The sequence below is a fragment of the Streptomyces sp. NPDC001732 genome (assembly GCF_053596315.1).
Genome location: NZ_JBSFFY010000008.1, coordinates 47,327 through 64,321, shown reverse-complemented (window position 1 = coordinate 64,321; position 16,995 = coordinate 47,327). Strand labels below are relative to the sequence as shown.

Sequence of the window (16,995 nt, the reverse complement as noted above, 5' to 3'; positions counted from 1 at the left end):
CCGGCGCGGGGGCGCGGTCACTCGCCGCGCAGCTCGGCGGCGAGCGGCCCGTCGCCCGACACCTCGACGCGCCCGCCCCCGACGGCCTCGGCAAGCGTCAACTCCCCCCGACCGAGCGCGATGCAGACCTCGGCGTCGAGCGCGATGCGCGCATCGGCACGGGCTGCGGGGCCGTCCCCGTAGACGATCCCGCCGTCCGCCGCCCCACCGGCGCGCACATGGAACTCGCCCTCGTCCAGGTGGACTTCCACGATTCCCTCGTGGGCCGTCCCGGCCAGCGCACGCAGCAGCACGAGCGCGAACCAGTGCGCCCGCACCGCGTCGGTCGGCCGTCGCTCGGCCAGCGCGGGCGCGCCCCATTCGGCGAGGGCCGCGAGCACCGGCAGCAGTCCGTGGCCGCGCCCGGTCAGTTCGTACACCGAGGCCGCGGCGGGCGGCGGGAGCCGGCGGCGGGTGACGAGACCGCTCTGCTCCATGTCCTTGAGCCGGGAGGCGAGGACGTCCGTGCTGACCCCCGGCAGGTCGGCGTGGAGGTCGGTGTAGCGGCGGGGGCCCGCCAGCAGTTCACGGACGATCAGCAGGGTCCACCGGTCGCCGACGGAATCGAGGGCGCGCGCGGTGGCGCAGAACTGGTCGTAGCTCCGGCGGCAAGCCGAGCGCGTTGCGGGCTGTTGCTGACGTGGCATGCGACGCAGTCTAGACATGTTGTTGGACTTTCCAAGCCCGAGCTTGGTAAAACCAAGTATCGCAATCAGGTCGGGGAGGCCACGCATGGAGTTCCGGCAGTCCAGCAAGCTCGACGAGGTCTGTTACGAGATCCGGGGCCCGGTCATCGAGCACGCCAACGCCCTGGAGGAGGCGGGCCACAGCGTGCTCCGGCTCAACACGGGCAACCCCGCGCTCTTCGGCTTCGAGGCGCCGGAGGAAATCGTCCAGGACATGATCCGGATGCTTCCGCAGGCCCACGGCTACACCGATTCGCGCGGTGTCCTCTCCGCCCGGCGGGCCGTCGTGCAGCGCTACCAGGCGATGGGGCTGACCGATGTCGGGGTCGACGACGTCTTCCTCGGCAACGGCGTGTCCGAGCTGATCTCGATGGCCGTCCAGGCACTGCTGGAGGACGGCGACGAGGTGCTCGTCCCGTCCCCCGACTACCCGTTGTGGACCGCGGTGACGACGCTCGCGGGCGGCAGGGCCGTGCACTACGTCTGCGACGAGGCGGCGGACTGGAACCCGGACCTCGCGGACATGGCGTCGAAGATCACCGACCGCACCAGGGCCGTCGTGATCATCAACCCCAACAATCCGACCGGCGCGGTCTATCCGCGCGAAGTCCTCGAAGGCATCCTCGACCTGGCGCGCCGGCACGGTCTGATGGTGTTCGCCGACGAGATCTACGACCAGGTGCTGTACGACGACGCCGAGCACCACAACGTGGCCTCCCTCGCCCCCGACCTGCTGTGCCTCACGTTCGGCGGCCTGTCGAAGACGTACCGCGTGGCGGGCTTCCGTTCCGGCTGGCTGGTCGTCTCCGGCCCGCAGCAGCACGCCCGGAGCTATCTGGAGGGGCTGACCACGCTCGCCTCCATGCGGCTGTGCCCCAACGCGCCCGCGCAGTACGCCATCCAGGCCGCGCTCGGCGGCCGGCAGTCGATCCGGGAGCTGGTCGCACCGGGCGGCAGGCTGCACGAGCAGCGCAACCGGGCCTGGGAGCGGCTGAACGAGATCCCGGGGGTCTCGTGCGTGAAGCCGAAGGGCGCGCTGTACGCGTTCCCGCGCCTGGACCCGAAGGTGCACCGCATCGTCGACGACGAGAAGTTCGTCCTCGACCTGCTGCTGCGGGAGAAGATCCAGGTCGTGCAGGGCACCGGCTTCAACTGGCCGCGGCCCGACCACTTCCGGATCCTGACGCTTCCGCACGCCGACGACCTCGACGCGGCGATCAGCCGCATCGGCCGCTTCCTGACCGGGTACCGCCAGTGACGGCCGGGACTCGCCGGAAAGCCTGAGGCCGCCGCCGGGGAAGGCCGGATGTCCACGCGGGGAGGAACGGAAACGGGAGCGGGCCCGGGGGCGTAGCCGGCCCCCGAGCCCTGTGGTGCCATCCGTTCGGCACGCCGACACTTTTAAGAGCCCGTGTCAGGTTTATGTCGCCGCGTCCTGCCTTTAGACGACCGCGGACCGAAGCTCCGCGGGCCGGAGTCGAACCGGCATCTCGACGCCCATGGGCACAGGCCCGTTCGATTCGGCGATCGATGGCGAATGCTGAGTCTGGAGCAAGAGTCTGAGATTGATCGCGGTCTGCCTCTGCCATTTGGGCCACCCCGGCCCGTTCGGGTGCGGGAAGCACCCCGAGTGCCGGGGGGAGGACTCGAACCTCCACCGGAACCGCGTCGTTCACGACAAGCCTCAGTTTCAGCTTGCGCTCCTCGCGCACCCCGGCCGTGATGAACGGCCGGGGAATCAATGGTCGGTCACCCGAAGAGGTAACCGAATACCGCATCACCCACCCGCTGGTCGGTGACGTCCACGCCGTTGGCCTCCTCGCGGGCGAACTTCACGGCCTGCTGGAGCTTCTCGACCCGGTCCAGCAGTTCGTTGACGCGGCGCGCGGGAAGGGCTCCGGAGAACTTCACCGTCGTCCAGTACCCGATCGGGACGTCCTCGTAGTACACCTCGACCTGCGCCGGGTGCTTGTCGGTGGCCTCCGCCTTCACGTGGTTGCGGGGCACCTTCTTCGTCCGGAGGGTCCGTACCGGCTCGGTCTTCCAGGAGTCCGTCGAGGGGTCCTGGACCCAGGCCTCGGAGGCGTCGAGCACCGGCAGCTTGCGGACGAAGGTGTTGAGGTCCGTGAGCTGCTTCTCCAGGAAGAGCAGGTACGAGACCGGCACGTCGCTCACGATCACCCGCCCGTCGACCTTCACGTCCGCGCGGGCCGAGCAGTTCGCCCAGTCCTTCGTGGCGGTCACGTCGAAGAGCCGGGTCAGGGTCGTCGCGGTGTCCCGCAGCACGTCCTCGGCCTTGATCTGCACCAGCGTCGACTCGGGCGGCAGCTGCTCGCCCTCCTCGTCCTTCGGCTGGTACGTCCGGGAGATCCCGGCGAGCAACCCGGTCTTCTGGAGGCCGTGATGTGCCGCCGTCAGGTCCTGGTGGGCCTTGGACTTGACGCCCTTCTCCACTGCGATGATCTGATTGAGTTTCGCCACGTCGAGGAACCTAACAGCGCCGTCCCGGCCTCGGCCATCGATTTCTGCGCCCTGCGTCCACGCCCCGACCGCCCCGTGTCAGGAGGTCAGCCGGGCAGTGCCGCGGTGAGGTCGACCTCGACCAACTGCCCGGGAAAACCCAGGCGCGCGACGCCGAGCAGGGTGCTCGCGGTGGTGAACGCGGTGGTGAACGCGGGTCCGAGGACCGAGCCGGTGAGCCGTCGCCAGGCCGCCCCCAGGACCGCGGTGTCGTCGCTGACCACGTAGATCACCGACCGGACGACCCGGGGCGGTTCGGCCCCCACGGCCGCGAGGGCGACGAGGGCATTGGCCGCGACCTGGTCGATCTGGGCGTCGAGATCGCCCGGCCCCACCAGGGTGCCGGAGCGGTCGAGGGGGCACTGCCCGGCCAGGTGGGCGGTCCGGCCCGCCTCCACCACGGTGATGTGGTGGTAGCCGGGGGTGGGGTGCAGTCCGTCCGGGTTGATCCGGCTGATGCTCGTGGCCATGAAAACGAGTCTGCCGGGCCGGGCGCCCGGGGTGCGACGGGGTTTCGGCAGGGCCGCCCGGCCGATCCGTACGGGTGGTTTCCGCCGGATGTCCATGTCCTGCAGCCGCCCGGCGGGGACCGCTTGCCACAGTGGGCCCGCGCGTCCGCGCCGCCGGCTCCCGCGCACCGCGCCCGCCGCTTCCCGGCCGGGCACGGCTCCCCGTTCCCGTACGGACATCGCCCCTCCCGGGCGTCGAACGAAGGGTCCGCCTTGTCCCGCTCCACCACCACGAACCGCCCCGCCGACCCGGCGCGGCACGCCGCTCCCGAGCAGCCCACCGGTCCCGAACAGCCCGCGGGCATCACACACCCCACAGACCCTGCTCACCTCATGGGCCCCGCACAGCCCATCGGCACCGCGGGGCACACCGGTCCGAAGCGGCGCGGCGCGTTCACCGCGGCGACCGTCGCGCTGGCCGTACTGGCCCTGGGCGCCCCCGTCGCCTACGCCGCCCTCGACGGCGAGCCCTCCTCGGCCACGCGTCCCGCGGCGGCGGCCGGTGCCGCGCGCGGGAAGGACTACATCGAGACCCGGCTCTTCTTCGGCACCGAACGGCCCGGCGGCGGACCGGACGTGACCGACGCCCAGTTCATGGCGTTCATCGACGAGGAGGTCACGCCGCGCTTCCCGAACGGGCTGACCGTGCAGGACGGCCGGGGGCAGTGGCGGGACTCCAACGGGGCCATCGAGCGGGAGCGCAGCTACGAACTGATCCTGCTCTACCCGGCGTCCGAGGCCCGGGTGCGCGACGCCCGGATCGAGCGGATCCGCGACGCCTACGAGAAGGCCTACGCGCAGGAATCGGTGGCCCGGCTCGAAGAGCGCATGACCGCCGACTTCTGACCCGGCGGCCCGCCCGGCCGCCCCCGCCCCTCAAGCCCCCCGGCCGGTCTCGTCCTTTCGGACGCCCGGCCGACCGGGGCGGGGCAGCCGGCCCCGGAGCAGCGGGGCGCGCCGCCGTGCCCGGTCGCGTCCACGCGGCCGGTTGATCCGGTGCGCCAGCGCGTGGACGCCGACGACGGCCGCCGGGAAGAGCACCAGGGTCGCCGCGACCGCACCGCCACCCCCGCTCCGGATGCCGGCCTCCTTCAGCTTCCGCACGGCCCAGACCGAGTACGGGACGACGACCGTCGGCGCCGTGAGCACCCCCGGCGTGTAGCCGCGGTACGCCAGCGCCTGCGCCATGTGCACGGCGCCGTGCCACCCGAAGCCGACCAGCACCGCCCGGAAGAACGGGCTGCGGCCACCGGTGCGCGCCCCGTCCGCCGACGCCGCCGCCATGATCCCGCCCATGAGCCCGATCGCGACGGCGGCGTCGCGCTGCGAGAGCTCCATCCGCTCCCAGATCCGTTCGGGCACCGCCGGGAACCGCTCCTGGAGCCGCGGCCGGGCGGACCGCGCCCAGCCGGCCATGGTGGCCAGCTCCTCCAGGTCATTGGCCACCCAGGCGGCGAACAGCCCCCAGGTCACCGTCTTGGAAACCGCCTTCTCCGTCATGCCGGGCCCCCGTAACGTCGCAGTGGAGTGCCATCACCCTACAATGCAACGCAACGTTGCGTTGCTTTTCTCTGGAGTGTTCATGCCCGACCCGACCGTGAGCCGCCGTCCGGGCAAGGGGCCCCGCGCCGCCGAAGCGATCTTCGACACCACGTTGCGCCATCTCGCGGAGCGCGGGTACGCCCGGCTCACCATCGAGGCCGTCGCCCAGGACGCCGGGGTCAACAAGACGACGATCTACCGCTGGTGGCCCTCGAAGCCGGCCCTGCTGAGGGCGGCGCTCGTCCACGCCCGGGTGCTCGACGTCGACATCCCCGACACGGGCAGCCTGCGCGGCGATCTGACCGCCCTCGTGGAACAGATCATCGGCCTGCTCACCAACGGCCGCACGGAACCCGTCGCCCGCGCCCTGACGTCGGGCACCGGCCTGCCCGACGACGAACTCGCCTCCCTCACCCGCGACTTCTTCGCCGACCGGTTCTCCCGCGAGCAACCGGTCTTCACCCGTGCCGCCGCCCGCGGCGAACTCCCCCCGGACGCCGACCCGATGCTGCTGCTGGACCTGATCGCCGGGGCGGTCTGGATGCGGGTACTGCTCCGCCGCGAGCCGGTGCCGCCGGACTTCGCCCGGAACGTCGTCGACGCCGTGCTGCCCCGCTGAGGGGAGCGGGGACCGGCCGGGCTGCTGTGCCGCGACCGGGCACGGGCCGGGCACGTACGGAACGGAGCGGTTCCACATGGGCACGCCGATACGCCACTTCACCGCCACGACGCCGGAGGGGCAGGCGTTCACGGTCGACATGGAGCGGGACCACCGGTACGAGCCGTACCGCGACTTCCTCGTCTGCGCGCACTGCGGCTGGTCGCCGTCGCTGCTGACCATGGAGCGGATCGTCGACATGGCCGGGGAGCACCTGGCGTCGGCGCACGGTGCCGACCGGGGCCTGTCCCAGCACGAGAACGAGTCGTTCCGGAAGGCCCGGCTGATCGTCCTGCCGATCGTCGCCGTGCTGCTGATCGGCCTCCTGGTCCATCTGATGGGGAGCTGAGGAACCGGGGGGCGGGCCCGGGGCCGAGGGACCGGGGTGCGGGGCCGGGGTCAGCCGCCGCCGAGTTCCATGAGCGCGCTCACCGGATCGGAGTCCGGGGCGGCACGGGGCCACCAGTCGTCCTCTCCGGGCTCGGACTCGTAGCCGTACCAGCGTCCGTCGTGGCCGAAGCGGAGCTGGAGCGTGCCGCCGGGGTGCGTGAGGTGGTTGCGCCAGGGGTGGAAGCGGGGGAAGTCGGCGGCCGCGAGTGCGGGGCGGGCCCGGTCGAAGGGGCCCGCCGGAGGGTCCCAGGAGGTTTCGAGGACGGCCAGCCCCTCGGCCCCGCCCTGGCGCCAGGCGGCGACCGCTCGGGCCAGGTCGGTGGTGGTACGGCCGGTGGCGTACGCGAGTTCGCGGTAGAGGGTGCGGGTGGTCGCGGTGAGTCCGGCGGTGGGGCGGGACGCGGCCAGCCGTACCGCGTCCTGCCAGGGCGTGAGTCCGGCGAGCGGGTCGAGGCCGGTGGTGAGCAGCGCGTGGGCGCGGGCCGCCGCGTCCGCGGCGAGGTGGTCCAGGGCGAGCGGGTCGCGGGCACCGGGCAGGCCGGGGTACGACGGCGGCTGTGCGGGATGCGGTGGCACCGGCAGCGGGGCGGGGAGCGGCGGCAGGAAGCGCTCGGCCAGGGCCTGGCCGGCGGGCACGGAGGGGATGTCGGGCGTCGCCGGGCGCTCCTTGGCGGAGTGTGCGGCGTTGCGGCGGCCCAGCTCTTCGATGAGCTCCCGCTCGCCCCGGCCGCGCAGCAGCAGGAGGACGAACGGGTCGGCGTCCAGGAGCCGGGCCATCTGGTAGCAGAGGGCGGCCACGTGTTTGCAGGGCCAGCCGTGGTCGGGGCAGGAGCAGCCGGGGTCGAGGTCGTCGGCGGCGGGCAGCAGTCCGATGCCCGCGGCGGCCGCGGTGTCGACCAGCGAGTGCGGCATCTCCTTGGCGAGCAGCGCGGAGAGGTGGCCGGGCCGGGCGGCGACCTCGTCGAGGAAGACGTCCCAGTCGGGGTCGGCGAGGGTCCGCAGTCGCAGTTCGCAGCGGTAGGGGCGGGGGCGGCTGCCGTGGACGTAGGCGACGACCCGGCCGGGGGTGACGGTGATGGCGGCGACCTTGCCGCTGTCCGCGTACGTACGGCCCCGGGAGAGCCGTCCCTCGTCCATCGACAGGGACTCCAGCGCGGCCACCCACGCGCGGCCCCACCAGCTGTCCGCGAAGGGTTCGTCGCCGCCGCAGGTGCGGGGCGGTACGGCCTCGAAGGTGCGCCGCAGATCGTCGGGGCCGGGGCGTGAACGCACGGCGGTCCGGGGGGCGGGGGCGGCGTGCCCGCGGCTCCCGGTGCGCGGGTCGTGGCCGGTGAGCAGGTCGTGGCCGGTGCGCGGACGGTTCTCCGGCCGGGGGCTCATGCCGGCCTCCGGAGCGAGACGAGGTCGGCCAGCTCGCGGTCGCTGAGCTCGGTGAACGCGGCCTCGCCGGTGCCGAGGACGGTGTCGGCCAGGGCCCGCTTCGCCTCCAGCAGTTCGCCGATCCGGTCCTCGACGGTGCCTTCCGCGATCAGCCGGTGCACCTGCACGGGCTGCGTCTGGCCGATGCGGTACGCCCGGTCCGTGGCCTGCTCCTCGACGGCCGGGTTCCACCAGCGGTCGTAGTGGACGACATGGGCGGCCCTGGTGAGGTTCAGTCCGGTGCCGGCCGCCTTGAGGGAGAGCAGGAAGACCGGGACCTCGCCGGACTGGAAGCGGTCCACCATCCGCTCCCGCTCGGCGACCGGCGTGCCGCCGTGCAGGAGTTGGGAGGGAACGGCGCGCGAGGTGAGGTGGGCGGAGAGGAGCCGGGCCATGGTCACGTACTGGGTGAAGACGAGGACGGAGCCGTTCTCGGCGAGGATCGTGTCGAGGAGTTCGTCGAGCAGGGCGAGCTTTCCCGACCGGCCGACGAGGCGGGTCGGCTCCTCCTTCAGGTACTGCGCCGGGTGGTTGCAGATCTGCTTGAGGGAGCCCAGCAGCTTCATGACCAGGCCGCGTCGGGCGATGCCTTCCGACGCCTCGATGAACGCCATCGTCTCGCGGACCGTCGCCTCGTAGAGCGTGGCCTGCTCGCGGGTGAGGAAGACGGGGTGGTCGGTCTCCGTCTTGGACGGCAGCTCGGGGGCGATGCCCGGGTCGGACTTCCTGCGGCGCAGGAGGAAGGGCCGCACCAGCCGGGCGAGCCGTTCGACCGCTTCGTCGTCCTCGGGCCCGGCGGCCGTACCGGTGTTCTCGACGGTGCGGGCGTGCCGGGCCCGGAACGCCTTGAGGGGGCCGAGCAGTCCGGGGGTGGTCCAGTCGAGCAGGGCCCACAGCTCGGAGAGGTTGTTCTCCACGGGGGTGCCGGTGAGGGCGACCCGGGCGGGGGCCGGGATGGTGCGCAGCGCCTTCGCCGTGGAGGAGTGCGGGTTCTTCACGTGCTGGGCCTCGTCGGCGACGATCATCCCCCAGCCGTGGTCGGCGAGCCGGGCGGCGCTCGACCGCATCGTGCCGTACGTGGTGAGGACGAAGCCGCCGTCGGCCCCGGCGAGCGTGCGGTCGGTGCCGTGGAAGCGGCGCACGGGGACGCCGGGGGCGAACCGGTTGATCTCCCGGTGCCAGTTGCCCAGCAGGGAGGCGGGGCAGATCACCAGGGTGGGCGCGGGGTGGGCGCGGTGCAGGTGGAGGGCGATGAGGGTGACCGTCTTGCCCAGGCCCATGTCGTCGGCGAGGCAGCCGCCGAGGCCGAGCGAGGTCATCCGGTCCAGCCAGGCGAGGCCGCGCAGCTGGTAGTCGCGGAGCGTGGCGTCGAGACCGGGCGGCGGGGCGATGGCGGTGGCGTCGGCGGTGATGCGTTCCCGGAGCGCGGCGAGCGCCCCGACGGGCACCGCCTCAACCTGTTCGCCGTCGACCTCGGCGCTGCCGGTCAGGGCCACGGCGAGGGCGTCGACCGGATCGAGCAGTCCGAGCTCCCGCTTGCGCGCCTTGCGCACGAGCGCGGGGTCGACGACGACCCACTGGTCCCGCAGGCGCACCACCGGGCGGTGGGCCTCCGCGAGCCGGTCCATCTCCTGCTCGGTGAGCTGCTCGTCGCCCAGCGACAGCTGCCAGTCGAACGAGAAGAGGTGCTCGGCGTCGAAGAACGAGGTGCCGTCGGTGGCCGAGCCGGGGGCGGGCCGCACGACGGCGGAGGCGGTGAGGGAACGGACCAGCTCCCTGGGCCAGTGGACGTCGACCCCGGCCGCCGCCAGCCGGGGTCCGGCATCGCCGAGCAGCTCGTACAGCTCGTCCTCCCCGAGTGCCAGGACGTCGGGCACCGACTGGTCCAGCAAGCGCTCCAGCGGCGCCCAGACGCGGGCGGCGCGGCGCAGGGCCAGCACGGCGTCGACCCTGGCCCGCGGGCCGAACGGCTCGCCCGCCCCGCCGTTCCACAGCGCGGCGGCGTCGGTGACATGGGTGGGGTCGGCGAGGCTGTGCACCTGGACGACGGCCGCGGCGGCGCGCCGCGCGGCCCCGGTGCGTCCGCGCGCGGACGCGTCGAGGACGCCACCGGAACCGGAACCGCCGGTGCCGAAGCCGTCCACGTCGTCGGAGCGCTCGTGCACGTCGTACGCGTCGGCCGTGTCGTACGCATCGGTCGTGTCGAAGAGTTCGTACGCCGAGAGGTCCAGGCGCAGCGAGACCCGTACCCCCGCGTCGAGCCCGGACGCGACCTCGACCGCCCAGTCCCGCGCGCCCGGCAGGTGCTGGGCCTCGCGGGCCGCGAAGGGCGCCCCCATCGCGTACGCGGCGGCGGGCGTACGGGGCAGCGTGTCGGCGACCGCGTCGAGGAACGCCCCGATCAGCCACTCGGGGTCGGGGAGCCGGAGCGGCGCGCGGTCCGGGAGCGGGACGGCGTGACCCTCGGGCGGCAGGGCCGCGGCGATCGCCCGGAGGTGGGCGATGTCCTCGGCGTCGCGCGGACCGGCCCGCCAGGCGTCGTGGTCGTCGCCCGTCAGACCGGGGAGGAGTCTGCCGCGCGCCGCCAGGTTGAGTGCCTGGAGCGCGGCGGCGCCCCAGCACCGCGTGGCGGCGTGGGCGGATTCCTGGTGCCGGCCGCGGACCAGCAGCGGCAGGGCCTCGGCCACGGGCAGCAGGACCGCGGGCACCGCGCGCCGACGGACGTCGTGCTGCGGGGCATCCCCGCGGACGACGGTGATCTCGGCCGTGCTCGGGGCGGGTGCCGGGCTCGCGGGGGCCGCGGGAGGTCCGCAGACCTCGTCCGGCTCCGGGAGCGGCCCGCCGTCCGGGTCCCAGAAGGCGACGCGTCCGTCCCTCGGCAACGAGGCGGGCAGGAACACCGCGGCACAGCGCAGAAGACGGACGACGGCGACGTCCTGTCGACTTTGTGCCGTGGCCATCCGCTCCCTCCCCTCCCGCTCCGACCCTGTTGGTCACCTTGATCCTTACGACTTCCGCCGAGTCTAGGCGGGGGGTGTGACAACCGGCCCGGCGCCTGCGTTCCAGCAGGTCAAAAGCCGTATGAGCCGGCCCGGTCCGGCGCGGCCGGACCGGGCCGGCGGGAGGGGGAGCAGGAGAAGCGGAACGGAACGGTCCGGCTCAACGCCCGGCCGACCGGCGCCCGGCCGACCGGCGCCCCGGCAATCGGCCGATCGGCTCCGGCCCGTCAGCACCTCGGCGATCAGTCGCTCAATCGCTCAGTGCCGGGCCATCGGCTTCGAACGGGTGGGCCTCGCGGGAACGGCGAGCGGAGGCGCGGGCACGGCCGACGGCTGTTGCTGCTGTTGCCGAGATTGCGGCTGTGGCTGCTGTTGCTGCTGAGATTGCGGCTGTTGCTGCGGCGGAGCCACCGACTGCGGCTCGGGCCGCTGCTCGGGCTGTTGCGCCCGCTCCAGGAAGCGGAGCAGCTCCACCGGGAACGGCAGCACCAGCGTGGAGTTCTTCTCGGCCGCCACCGCCACCACCGTCTGCAGCAGGCGCAGCTGAAGGGCGGCCGGCTGGGCGGACATCTGCCCCGCCGCCTCGGCGAGCTTCTTCGACGCCTGGAGTTCGGCGTCCGCGTTGATGACCCGGGCCCGCCGTTCACGGTCGGCCTCGGCCTGGCGCGCCATGGAGCGCTTCATCGTCTCCGGGAGCGAGACGTCCTTGATCTCCACCCGGTCGATCTGCACGCCCCAGCCGACCGCCGGGCTGTCGATCATCAGCTCGAGCCCCTGGTTCAGCTTCTCGCGGTTGGACAGCAGGTCGTCCAGATCGCTCTTGCCGATGATCGACCGCAGCGAGGTCTGCGCCATCTGCGACACCGCGAACCGGTAGTCCTCCACCTGGATCACGGCGCTCGCCGCGTCGACGACCTTGAAGTAGATGACGGCGTCCACCCGTACCGTCACGTTGTCCCGGGTGATCCCGTCCTGGGCGGGCACCGGCATCGTCACGATCTGCATGTTGACCTTGTGCAGCCGGTCGACGCCGGGGACCACCATGGTGAAGCCGGGCCCGCGCACCTCGTCACGGAGCCTGCCCAGCCGCAGCACGACGCCCCGTTCGTACTGCTTGACGATCTTGGCGGCCGCCGCCAGGTAGAGCACCCCCACCGAGGCCGCCGTCACCGTCGCGATTACGAGCTCCTGGACCATCACGGCCCCCTGAGAGACGGAAAAACTGACCCAAGCGAATCAGCAGCTATTACCACGATATGCCCAATATCAACCAATATGAACATGGCTCGGGTCTCCCTCGTCGCGGCCGTCGCCCGCCCGGCCGCGCACCGGGTGCCGGGCCTGCGGGGAGCGGGCAGGGTGACCAGCGTCAGCACGTACTCCGTGGCACACGCAGCTCCGTGGCACCCGCGGCGCCGGTGCCGGCGGACGAGCCCGGACGAGACAGACGAGGACCCGCCCATGCCCGTGACCGATCACCGACGCCGCCGTCTCGGCATCGCCGCAGGGACCGTGCTCCTGACCCTCACCGTCGCAGGCTGCTCGGGCCTCGGCCGGACCGCGGTCGGGCCGGTCATCTACACGACCCAGCGGAACGTCGACATCGCGGTGAACAGCCCGCTGGTGAGGGGTTGCCACCGCCTCGCCCCCTCGGGCGCCAAGGCCGTGTTCAACGAGACCAGGATCGACATCATCCTGTACCGCACCTTGGACTGCACCGGTCCGGGCACGACGTACCTCGCGACCGGCTTCAGCGACTTCAATCCCCCCAGCGTCCTCCCCTGGCGCAGCTTCAGCACGGTTCACTGACCGGCCGCGCCCCCCGTTCCCGTCCCTCGCACGCCGCCCCACCGGCCGCGTCGCCCCGTCCCTCGCGCACCACCCCTGCCCCGCCTCTCACACCGAGCGGCGGGCGACCAGGGCCGCGCTGATGTGCTGGAGGTCGGCCGGGCGGGCCGGGGAGAGGCCGGTCAGCCGGCCGATGCGGCGTATGCGGTAGTCGACGGTGTTGGGGTGGATGTGCAGGGCCTCGGCGGTGGCCCGCCGGTCCAGCCCCAGTTCGAGATACGTCTCCAGGGTGCGCAGCAGGTCCGGCTTCGCCTCCAGCGGCCCCAGCAGCCGGGCGAGCCCGTGCAGGGCCTCGCTGGGCCGACTGAGCTGATATTCGAGCAGGACGTCGGCCAGCCGGTACAGACCGGGGGGCCGTCCGGTACGGGCCACCAGGTCGACGATCTCGGCGTTGCGCGCCACGGCGGCCGGCACCGCCTCCGGCTCGGCGGTCTCCGCGGCGGCGATGACAGGGACACCGGCCGCGCGGGCCGCCTCCTCGATCAGCGCGCACAGCCCTTCCGGCCCGTGCCACGGCGGCGGTGACCCGGCGACGGGCAGCAGCACCGTGCCGCCGGAGGCGTCGAGGGCGGTGAGCGCCGGCGTACCGGCGAAGTGGTCGAGGACCGTGCGGACGCGGCGGATCTTGCGCCGGGCCGCGACGCCGGACCCCGGGCCCGGTGACTGGTTCGACTCGTCGGGGTGCGGGGCCAGTGCGAGCGTCATCGCGAGGTAACGGGCGGCCGGGCGCAGTCCGGTGCGGTGGGTGAAGCGGTCCAGGGGTTCACCGGTCAGCAGGGCGGCCATCAGGGCGTGCCGGCCGCCGTGCTCCTGGCTGTCGAGGATCTGCCGGGCCTCCAGGTACGCGCTGCTGACGGCGGAGGTCAGCTGCTGCTGGAGGACCATGATGCGGTCCATGATCTCCAGGACGGTGGCGAGGTCGTCGGGCCGTGCCCCCTTCGCGGCCTCCTGCCAGCACATCGCGGTGCCGACCTGGTAGGCGGTGAGGATCGCGTCCAGCGGCACGCCCTCCTCGGCACGCTGGGCCGCCGAGTCCCGCTGCTGGGCGAGTTCGGCGTCCGTGGCGGGACGGCGGTGCTCGACGACGTCCGCGAAGAGCCGCAGATTGTGCTGGACGATGTCGGCGATGTCGCCGGAGATCTCCTCGTGCGGGAGTTCGGCGTAGACCGGCAGGTCGGCCAGGAGCCGGGCTACGACACGACCCGTCAGGGCCGGTACCCGGGCCCGTAGTTGTGCGGCCACCGGACGCCCCGCGATGGACAGCGGCCGGCCCCTCGGGCCCCCGGGAACACCGTGGTCCCCCTCGATGACGGGCGGCCGGTTGTCACGCGTCACAAGTTCCCCCGCGGAAGTCTGCGTTACCCACCAGTTAAACGACGGCAGTCGAGTCTGCATGATGACCGGCGTCACGCGCCATGCCGCGTCCCGCCCCCCACCGTCGGAGGATTCCGTGAACCTGCCGCAGAACAAGGGCTTCTGTCGTTCCGTCAGAACTGTCGTGGGCGCACTCGCCCTGGCCGGTCTGGCCGTGGGGGCCGGTGCGGTCCCGGCGTCCGCCGGTGAGGACGACACCACGTCGTACGTCGCACTCGGCGACTCCATGGCCTCCGGACCGCTCATCCCGGACATCACGGGGCCGGTGGCCTGCGGCCGTTCGACGCACAACTACCCGCACGAGCTCGCCGCGCGCCTCGGCGCGTCGCTGACCGACGTCACGTGCAGCGGCGCCGCCTCCAAGCACATGACCGAGAAGCAGTCGCTGTCGGTGCTCGACATCCCGATGGGCTCGGCGCCGCCCCAGTTCGACGCGCTGCGCCCGGACACCGACCTGGTGACACTGACCATCGGCGGCAACGACGCCGGGCTGGTCGGCATCGCGCAGAAGTGCACCACCCTCGACCCGAACGCCACCCCGTGCAAGGAGAGGTACAACGAGGGCGGGGTGGACCAGGTGGGGCAGCGCATCGCGGAGTTCGCGCCGAAGCTGGGCGTCGTGCTGGACTCGATCCACCAGCGTTCGCCGCACGCCCGGGTGGTCGTCACGGGGTACGGCCTGTACATCAAGCCCGGTGGCTGCTGGCCGCTGCAGCCGGTGCTCCCGGTGGACGCCGACTTCCTCCAGGGCAGCGTGGACCGGATGAACGCGGTGATCGCCGAGCAGAGCGCCGCGCACGGCGCCGAGTACATCGATCTCGCCACGCCCAGCAAGGGCCACGACTCCTGCCAGTCCCCCTCGGACAAGTGGGTCGAGGGCTACGTGCCGACCTCGGTCGCCGCCCCGCTGCACCCCAACCGCAACGGTGAGGCGAACTACGCCGCACTCATCGGCGCGCACCTCCAGGGGAGCTGACCGGCGTTGCGGCACCGCCTGCTGCGCGGGCTGCTGGCGGCGGCGCTCGGCGCCGCCGCCCTGCTCGCCCCCGACGTCCCGGCGGCCCGTGCCGCCGGGGCGTCCGGGCCCGGCTGCGACCCGCTGGCCCCCACCGAGTGCCTGCTGCCGTTCCCGAACGACTGGTACACCCGGCCCGATCCGGCCACCGACACCGGCCGCCGGGTCTCCTTCGGCGCCACCGCGCTGCCGCCCACCGCGGCAGGCCGGTCCGTAGACCCGACGGCCTGGAACCGATCCGACGGCTTCTCCCCCGGCTCCACGCTGATCGCGCACGTCCCCGGCCTCGACCCGGCGGCGACCGGCGCGGCCCCGCTCACCGACATCGGCCGTTCCCTCGCCCCGGACGCCCCCGTCGTCCTGCTGGACACCGAAACCGGTGAGCGGTGGCCGTACTGGGCCGAACCCGACTCCAACGCCACCGATCCCGCCCGCCGGGCCCTGCTGATCCACCCCGCGCGCAACCTCCGCGACGGCCACCACTACGCCGTCGCCCTGAGGAACCTCAAGGACGGGGCGGGGCGCACCCTCCCGGCCGCCGCGCCGTTCGCCGCCGTCGCCGGGAGACCGCTGCCCGCCGGGCATCCGCTGCGCGCCCGGCAGCACCGGCTCCGCCCGGCGCTGAAGGCGCTGCGCAGGGCCGGGGTGCGGTCCGAAGGGCTGTACCTCGCCTGGGACTTCACCGTCGCGAGCACCCGCGGCCTCACCGGTGACCTCTTCACCATCCGCGACGACGCGTTCCGCCGGCTCGGCAGCCGCTCGCCCGCGTTCGCCGTCACCGACGTCACCGACTTCACGGCCGGCCAGGACCCCCGGATCGCCCGGGAGGTGACCGGCCGGATCAGTGTGCCCGACTATCTGGACCGGCCCGGCGGACCACCCGGCTCCGTGCTGCACCGCGGCCCCGACGGCCTGCCGCGGCGGCTCCCGGGAAGTACCCGGTTCGCCACGTTCCGCTGCGAGATACCGCGCTCCGCCTTCCGCACCCCCTCCCACCCCGCCCTCTACGGGCACGGCCTCCTCGGCCGCCGCTCCGAGGTCGGCGCGGGCAACGTCAAGGCGATGGCGGCGGAGCACGGCTTCACGTTCTGCGCGACGGACTGGATCGGGATGGCCGAGGAGGACGTCCCCGTGGTGCTCGGCGCGCTCGCCGACCCGAACCTCTTCCCCGCCGTTCCCGAACGCAGCGAGCAGGGCATCCTGAACGCCCTCTTCCTCGCCCGCGCCCTGATCCACACCGACGGGCTGACCACCGACGCGGCCTTCCGCGACGCGAACGGCCGCCCGCTCGTCGACATCCGGCACGGCATCGGGTACGACGGCAACAGCCAGGGCGGAATCCTCGGCGGCGCCCTGGTGGCCGCCTCGCCCGACATCCGGCGCGGGGTCCTCGGCGTCACCGGCATGAACTACGGCCTGCTCCTCAATCGCAGCGTCGACTTCACGCCGTTCCAGCAGGTCCTGGACGCCTCCTACCCGGACAAGCTGCGTCAGCAGATCGTCCTCCAGCTGTTCCAGATGGTGTGGGACCGCGGCGAGACCAACGCGTACGCGAACCACCTGACCGGCCGTCACCAGGTGCTGATGCACATCGCGTACGGGGACCACCAGGTCGCGAACGCGGCGGCCGAGGTGGAGGCGCGCACCATCGGCGCCCGGCTGATCGCCCCCGCGCTCGCACCGGGCCGCAGCCCGGACACCGTCCCGTACTGGGGCATCGAAACCGTCACGCGCGACCAACTGCCGTACCGGGGCTCCGCGATGACGGTGTGGGACAGCGGCACGCCCACCCCGCCGCTCACCAACACCCCGCCCGCCGGGCCGGAGTACGGCCACGACCCGCACGCGGACCCCCGCAACTCGTCGGCCGCCCGCCGGCAGAAGGCCGCCTTCCTGACCACCGGCCGTGTCGTCGACGTCTGCGGCCCCACGCCGTGCACCGCCACCCCCACCTCCTGACACCCCCCACCCCGACAGGGATGCAGACAAGGAGCAC

At 73.1% G+C, this 16,995-nt stretch carries 15 protein-coding genes and 1 tRNA gene; 7 read left to right on the top strand and 9 right to left on the bottom strand.

The window, feature by feature from the left end; translation table 11 throughout:
• Nucleotides 1-17: 17 nt before the first annotated feature.
• The gene (locus ACWCXX_RS11295) at nt 18-686 is read right to left on the bottom strand and encodes a winged helix-turn-helix transcriptional regulator (RefSeq protein ID WP_451126086.1); all 669 of its coding nucleotides are present in this window, start codon (nt 684-686) and stop codon (nt 18-20) included.
• An 85-nt stretch (nt 687-771) separates the two neighbouring features.
• Between ACWCXX_RS11295 and ACWCXX_RS11290 the strand changes: the two genes are divergently transcribed.
• Entirely contained in the window at nt 772-1,983 is a 1,212-nt protein-coding gene (locus tag ACWCXX_RS11290; RefSeq protein ID WP_451126085.1) for a pyridoxal phosphate-dependent aminotransferase, read from the top strand.
• Between the two features lie 373 nt (nt 1,984-2,356).
• Here the strand turns inward: ACWCXX_RS11290 and ACWCXX_RS11285 are convergent.
• The 3 genes from ACWCXX_RS11285 to ACWCXX_RS11275 all read right to left on the bottom strand — a co-directional run bounded on the left by ACWCXX_RS11285 (nt 2,357) and on the right by ACWCXX_RS11275 (nt 3,715).
• Nucleotides 2,357-2,443, bottom strand: a tRNA-OTHER gene (locus ACWCXX_RS11285).
• A 31-nt stretch (nt 2,444-2,474) separates the two neighbouring features.
• On the bottom strand, nt 2,475-3,206 hold the full coding sequence (locus tag ACWCXX_RS11280; protein ID WP_451126084.1) for a DUF7873 family protein: 732 nt from the start codon (nt 3,204-3,206) through the stop codon (nt 2,475-2,477).
• 86 nt (nt 3,207-3,292) lie between these two features.
• Nucleotides 3,293-3,715, bottom strand: coding sequence for a RidA family protein (locus ACWCXX_RS11275; protein ID WP_451126083.1), 423 nt, complete (start codon nt 3,713-3,715; stop codon nt 3,293-3,295).
• Between the two features lie 372 nt (nt 3,716-4,087).
• Here ACWCXX_RS11275 and ACWCXX_RS11270 point away from each other — a divergent pair, with 372 nt between their 5' ends.
• Nucleotides 4,088-4,600 (top strand): DUF3574 domain-containing protein, encoded by a 513-nt coding sequence (locus tag ACWCXX_RS11270; protein ID WP_451126233.1) that lies wholly within the window; start codon nt 4,088-4,090, stop codon nt 4,598-4,600.
• Between the two features lie 30 nt (nt 4,601-4,630).
• Here ACWCXX_RS11270 and ACWCXX_RS11265 read toward each other — a convergent pair whose 3' ends face one another.
• Nucleotides 4,631-5,254 carry an HXXEE domain-containing protein gene (locus ACWCXX_RS11265; protein ID WP_451126082.1) on the bottom strand — a complete coding sequence of 208 codons (624 nt, stop codon included), beginning with the start codon at nt 5,252-5,254 and terminating at the stop codon, nt 4,631-4,633.
• An 82-nt stretch (nt 5,255-5,336) separates the two neighbouring features.
• On the opposite strand from ACWCXX_RS11265, the gene ACWCXX_RS11260 reads away from it, so the two are divergent.
• Both ACWCXX_RS11260 and ACWCXX_RS11255 read left to right on the top strand, forming a co-directional pair.
• A complete protein-coding gene (locus ACWCXX_RS11260) occupies nt 5,337-5,915 on the top strand; it encodes a TetR/AcrR family transcriptional regulator (RefSeq protein WP_451126081.1) in 579 nt (192 codons plus the stop codon).
• Nucleotides 5,916-5,991: 76 nt separating this feature from the next.
• Nucleotides 5,992-6,303 (top strand): hypothetical protein, encoded by a 312-nt coding sequence (locus ACWCXX_RS11255; protein ID WP_451126080.1) that lies wholly within the window; start codon nt 5,992-5,994, stop codon nt 6,301-6,303.
• A 50-nt stretch (nt 6,304-6,353) separates the two neighbouring features.
• Here ACWCXX_RS11255 and ACWCXX_RS11250 read toward each other — a convergent pair whose 3' ends face one another.
• The 3 genes from ACWCXX_RS11250 to ACWCXX_RS11240 form a co-directional block, all read right to left on the bottom strand.
• Complete coding sequence (locus tag ACWCXX_RS11250) at nt 6,354-7,724, bottom strand: SWIM zinc finger family protein (protein WP_451126079.1); 1,371 nt, start codon at nt 7,722-7,724, stop codon at nt 6,354-6,356.
• Nucleotides 7,721-10,723, bottom strand: coding sequence for a DEAD/DEAH box helicase (locus ACWCXX_RS11245; protein WP_451126078.1), 3,003 nt, complete (start codon nt 10,721-10,723; stop codon nt 7,721-7,723). The genes ACWCXX_RS11250 and ACWCXX_RS11245 overlap by 4 nt, the downstream gene beginning before the upstream one ends.
• A gap of 297 nt (nt 10,724-11,020) precedes the next feature.
• Nucleotides 11,021-11,959 (bottom strand): slipin family protein, encoded by a 939-nt coding sequence (locus ACWCXX_RS11240; RefSeq protein WP_451126077.1) that lies wholly within the window; start codon nt 11,957-11,959, stop codon nt 11,021-11,023.
• Nucleotides 11,960-12,223: 264 nt separating this feature from the next.
• Here ACWCXX_RS11240 and ACWCXX_RS11235 point away from each other — a divergent pair, with 264 nt between their 5' ends.
• Entirely contained in the window at nt 12,224-12,571 is a 348-nt protein-coding gene (locus tag ACWCXX_RS11235; protein WP_451126076.1) for a hypothetical protein, read from the top strand.
• Nucleotides 12,572-12,658: 87 nt separating this feature from the next.
• Here ACWCXX_RS11235 and ACWCXX_RS11230 read toward each other — a convergent pair whose 3' ends face one another.
• Entirely contained in the window at nt 12,659-13,873 is a 1,215-nt protein-coding gene (locus ACWCXX_RS11230) for a PucR family transcriptional regulator (RefSeq protein WP_451126232.1), read from the bottom strand.
• Nucleotides 13,874-14,060: 187 nt separating this feature from the next.
• Here ACWCXX_RS11230 and ACWCXX_RS11225 point away from each other — a divergent pair, with 187 nt between their 5' ends.
• Nucleotides 14,061-14,960: an SGNH/GDSL hydrolase family protein gene (locus tag ACWCXX_RS11225; protein WP_451126075.1), complete on the top strand. Its 900-nt coding sequence runs from the start codon at nt 14,061-14,063 to the stop codon at nt 14,958-14,960.
• A gap of 6 nt (nt 14,961-14,966) precedes the next feature.
• Nucleotides 14,967-16,958 (top strand): hypothetical protein, encoded by a 1,992-nt coding sequence (locus tag ACWCXX_RS11220; protein WP_451126074.1) that lies wholly within the window; start codon nt 14,967-14,969, stop codon nt 16,956-16,958.
• Nucleotides 16,959-16,995 lie beyond the last annotated feature (37 nt).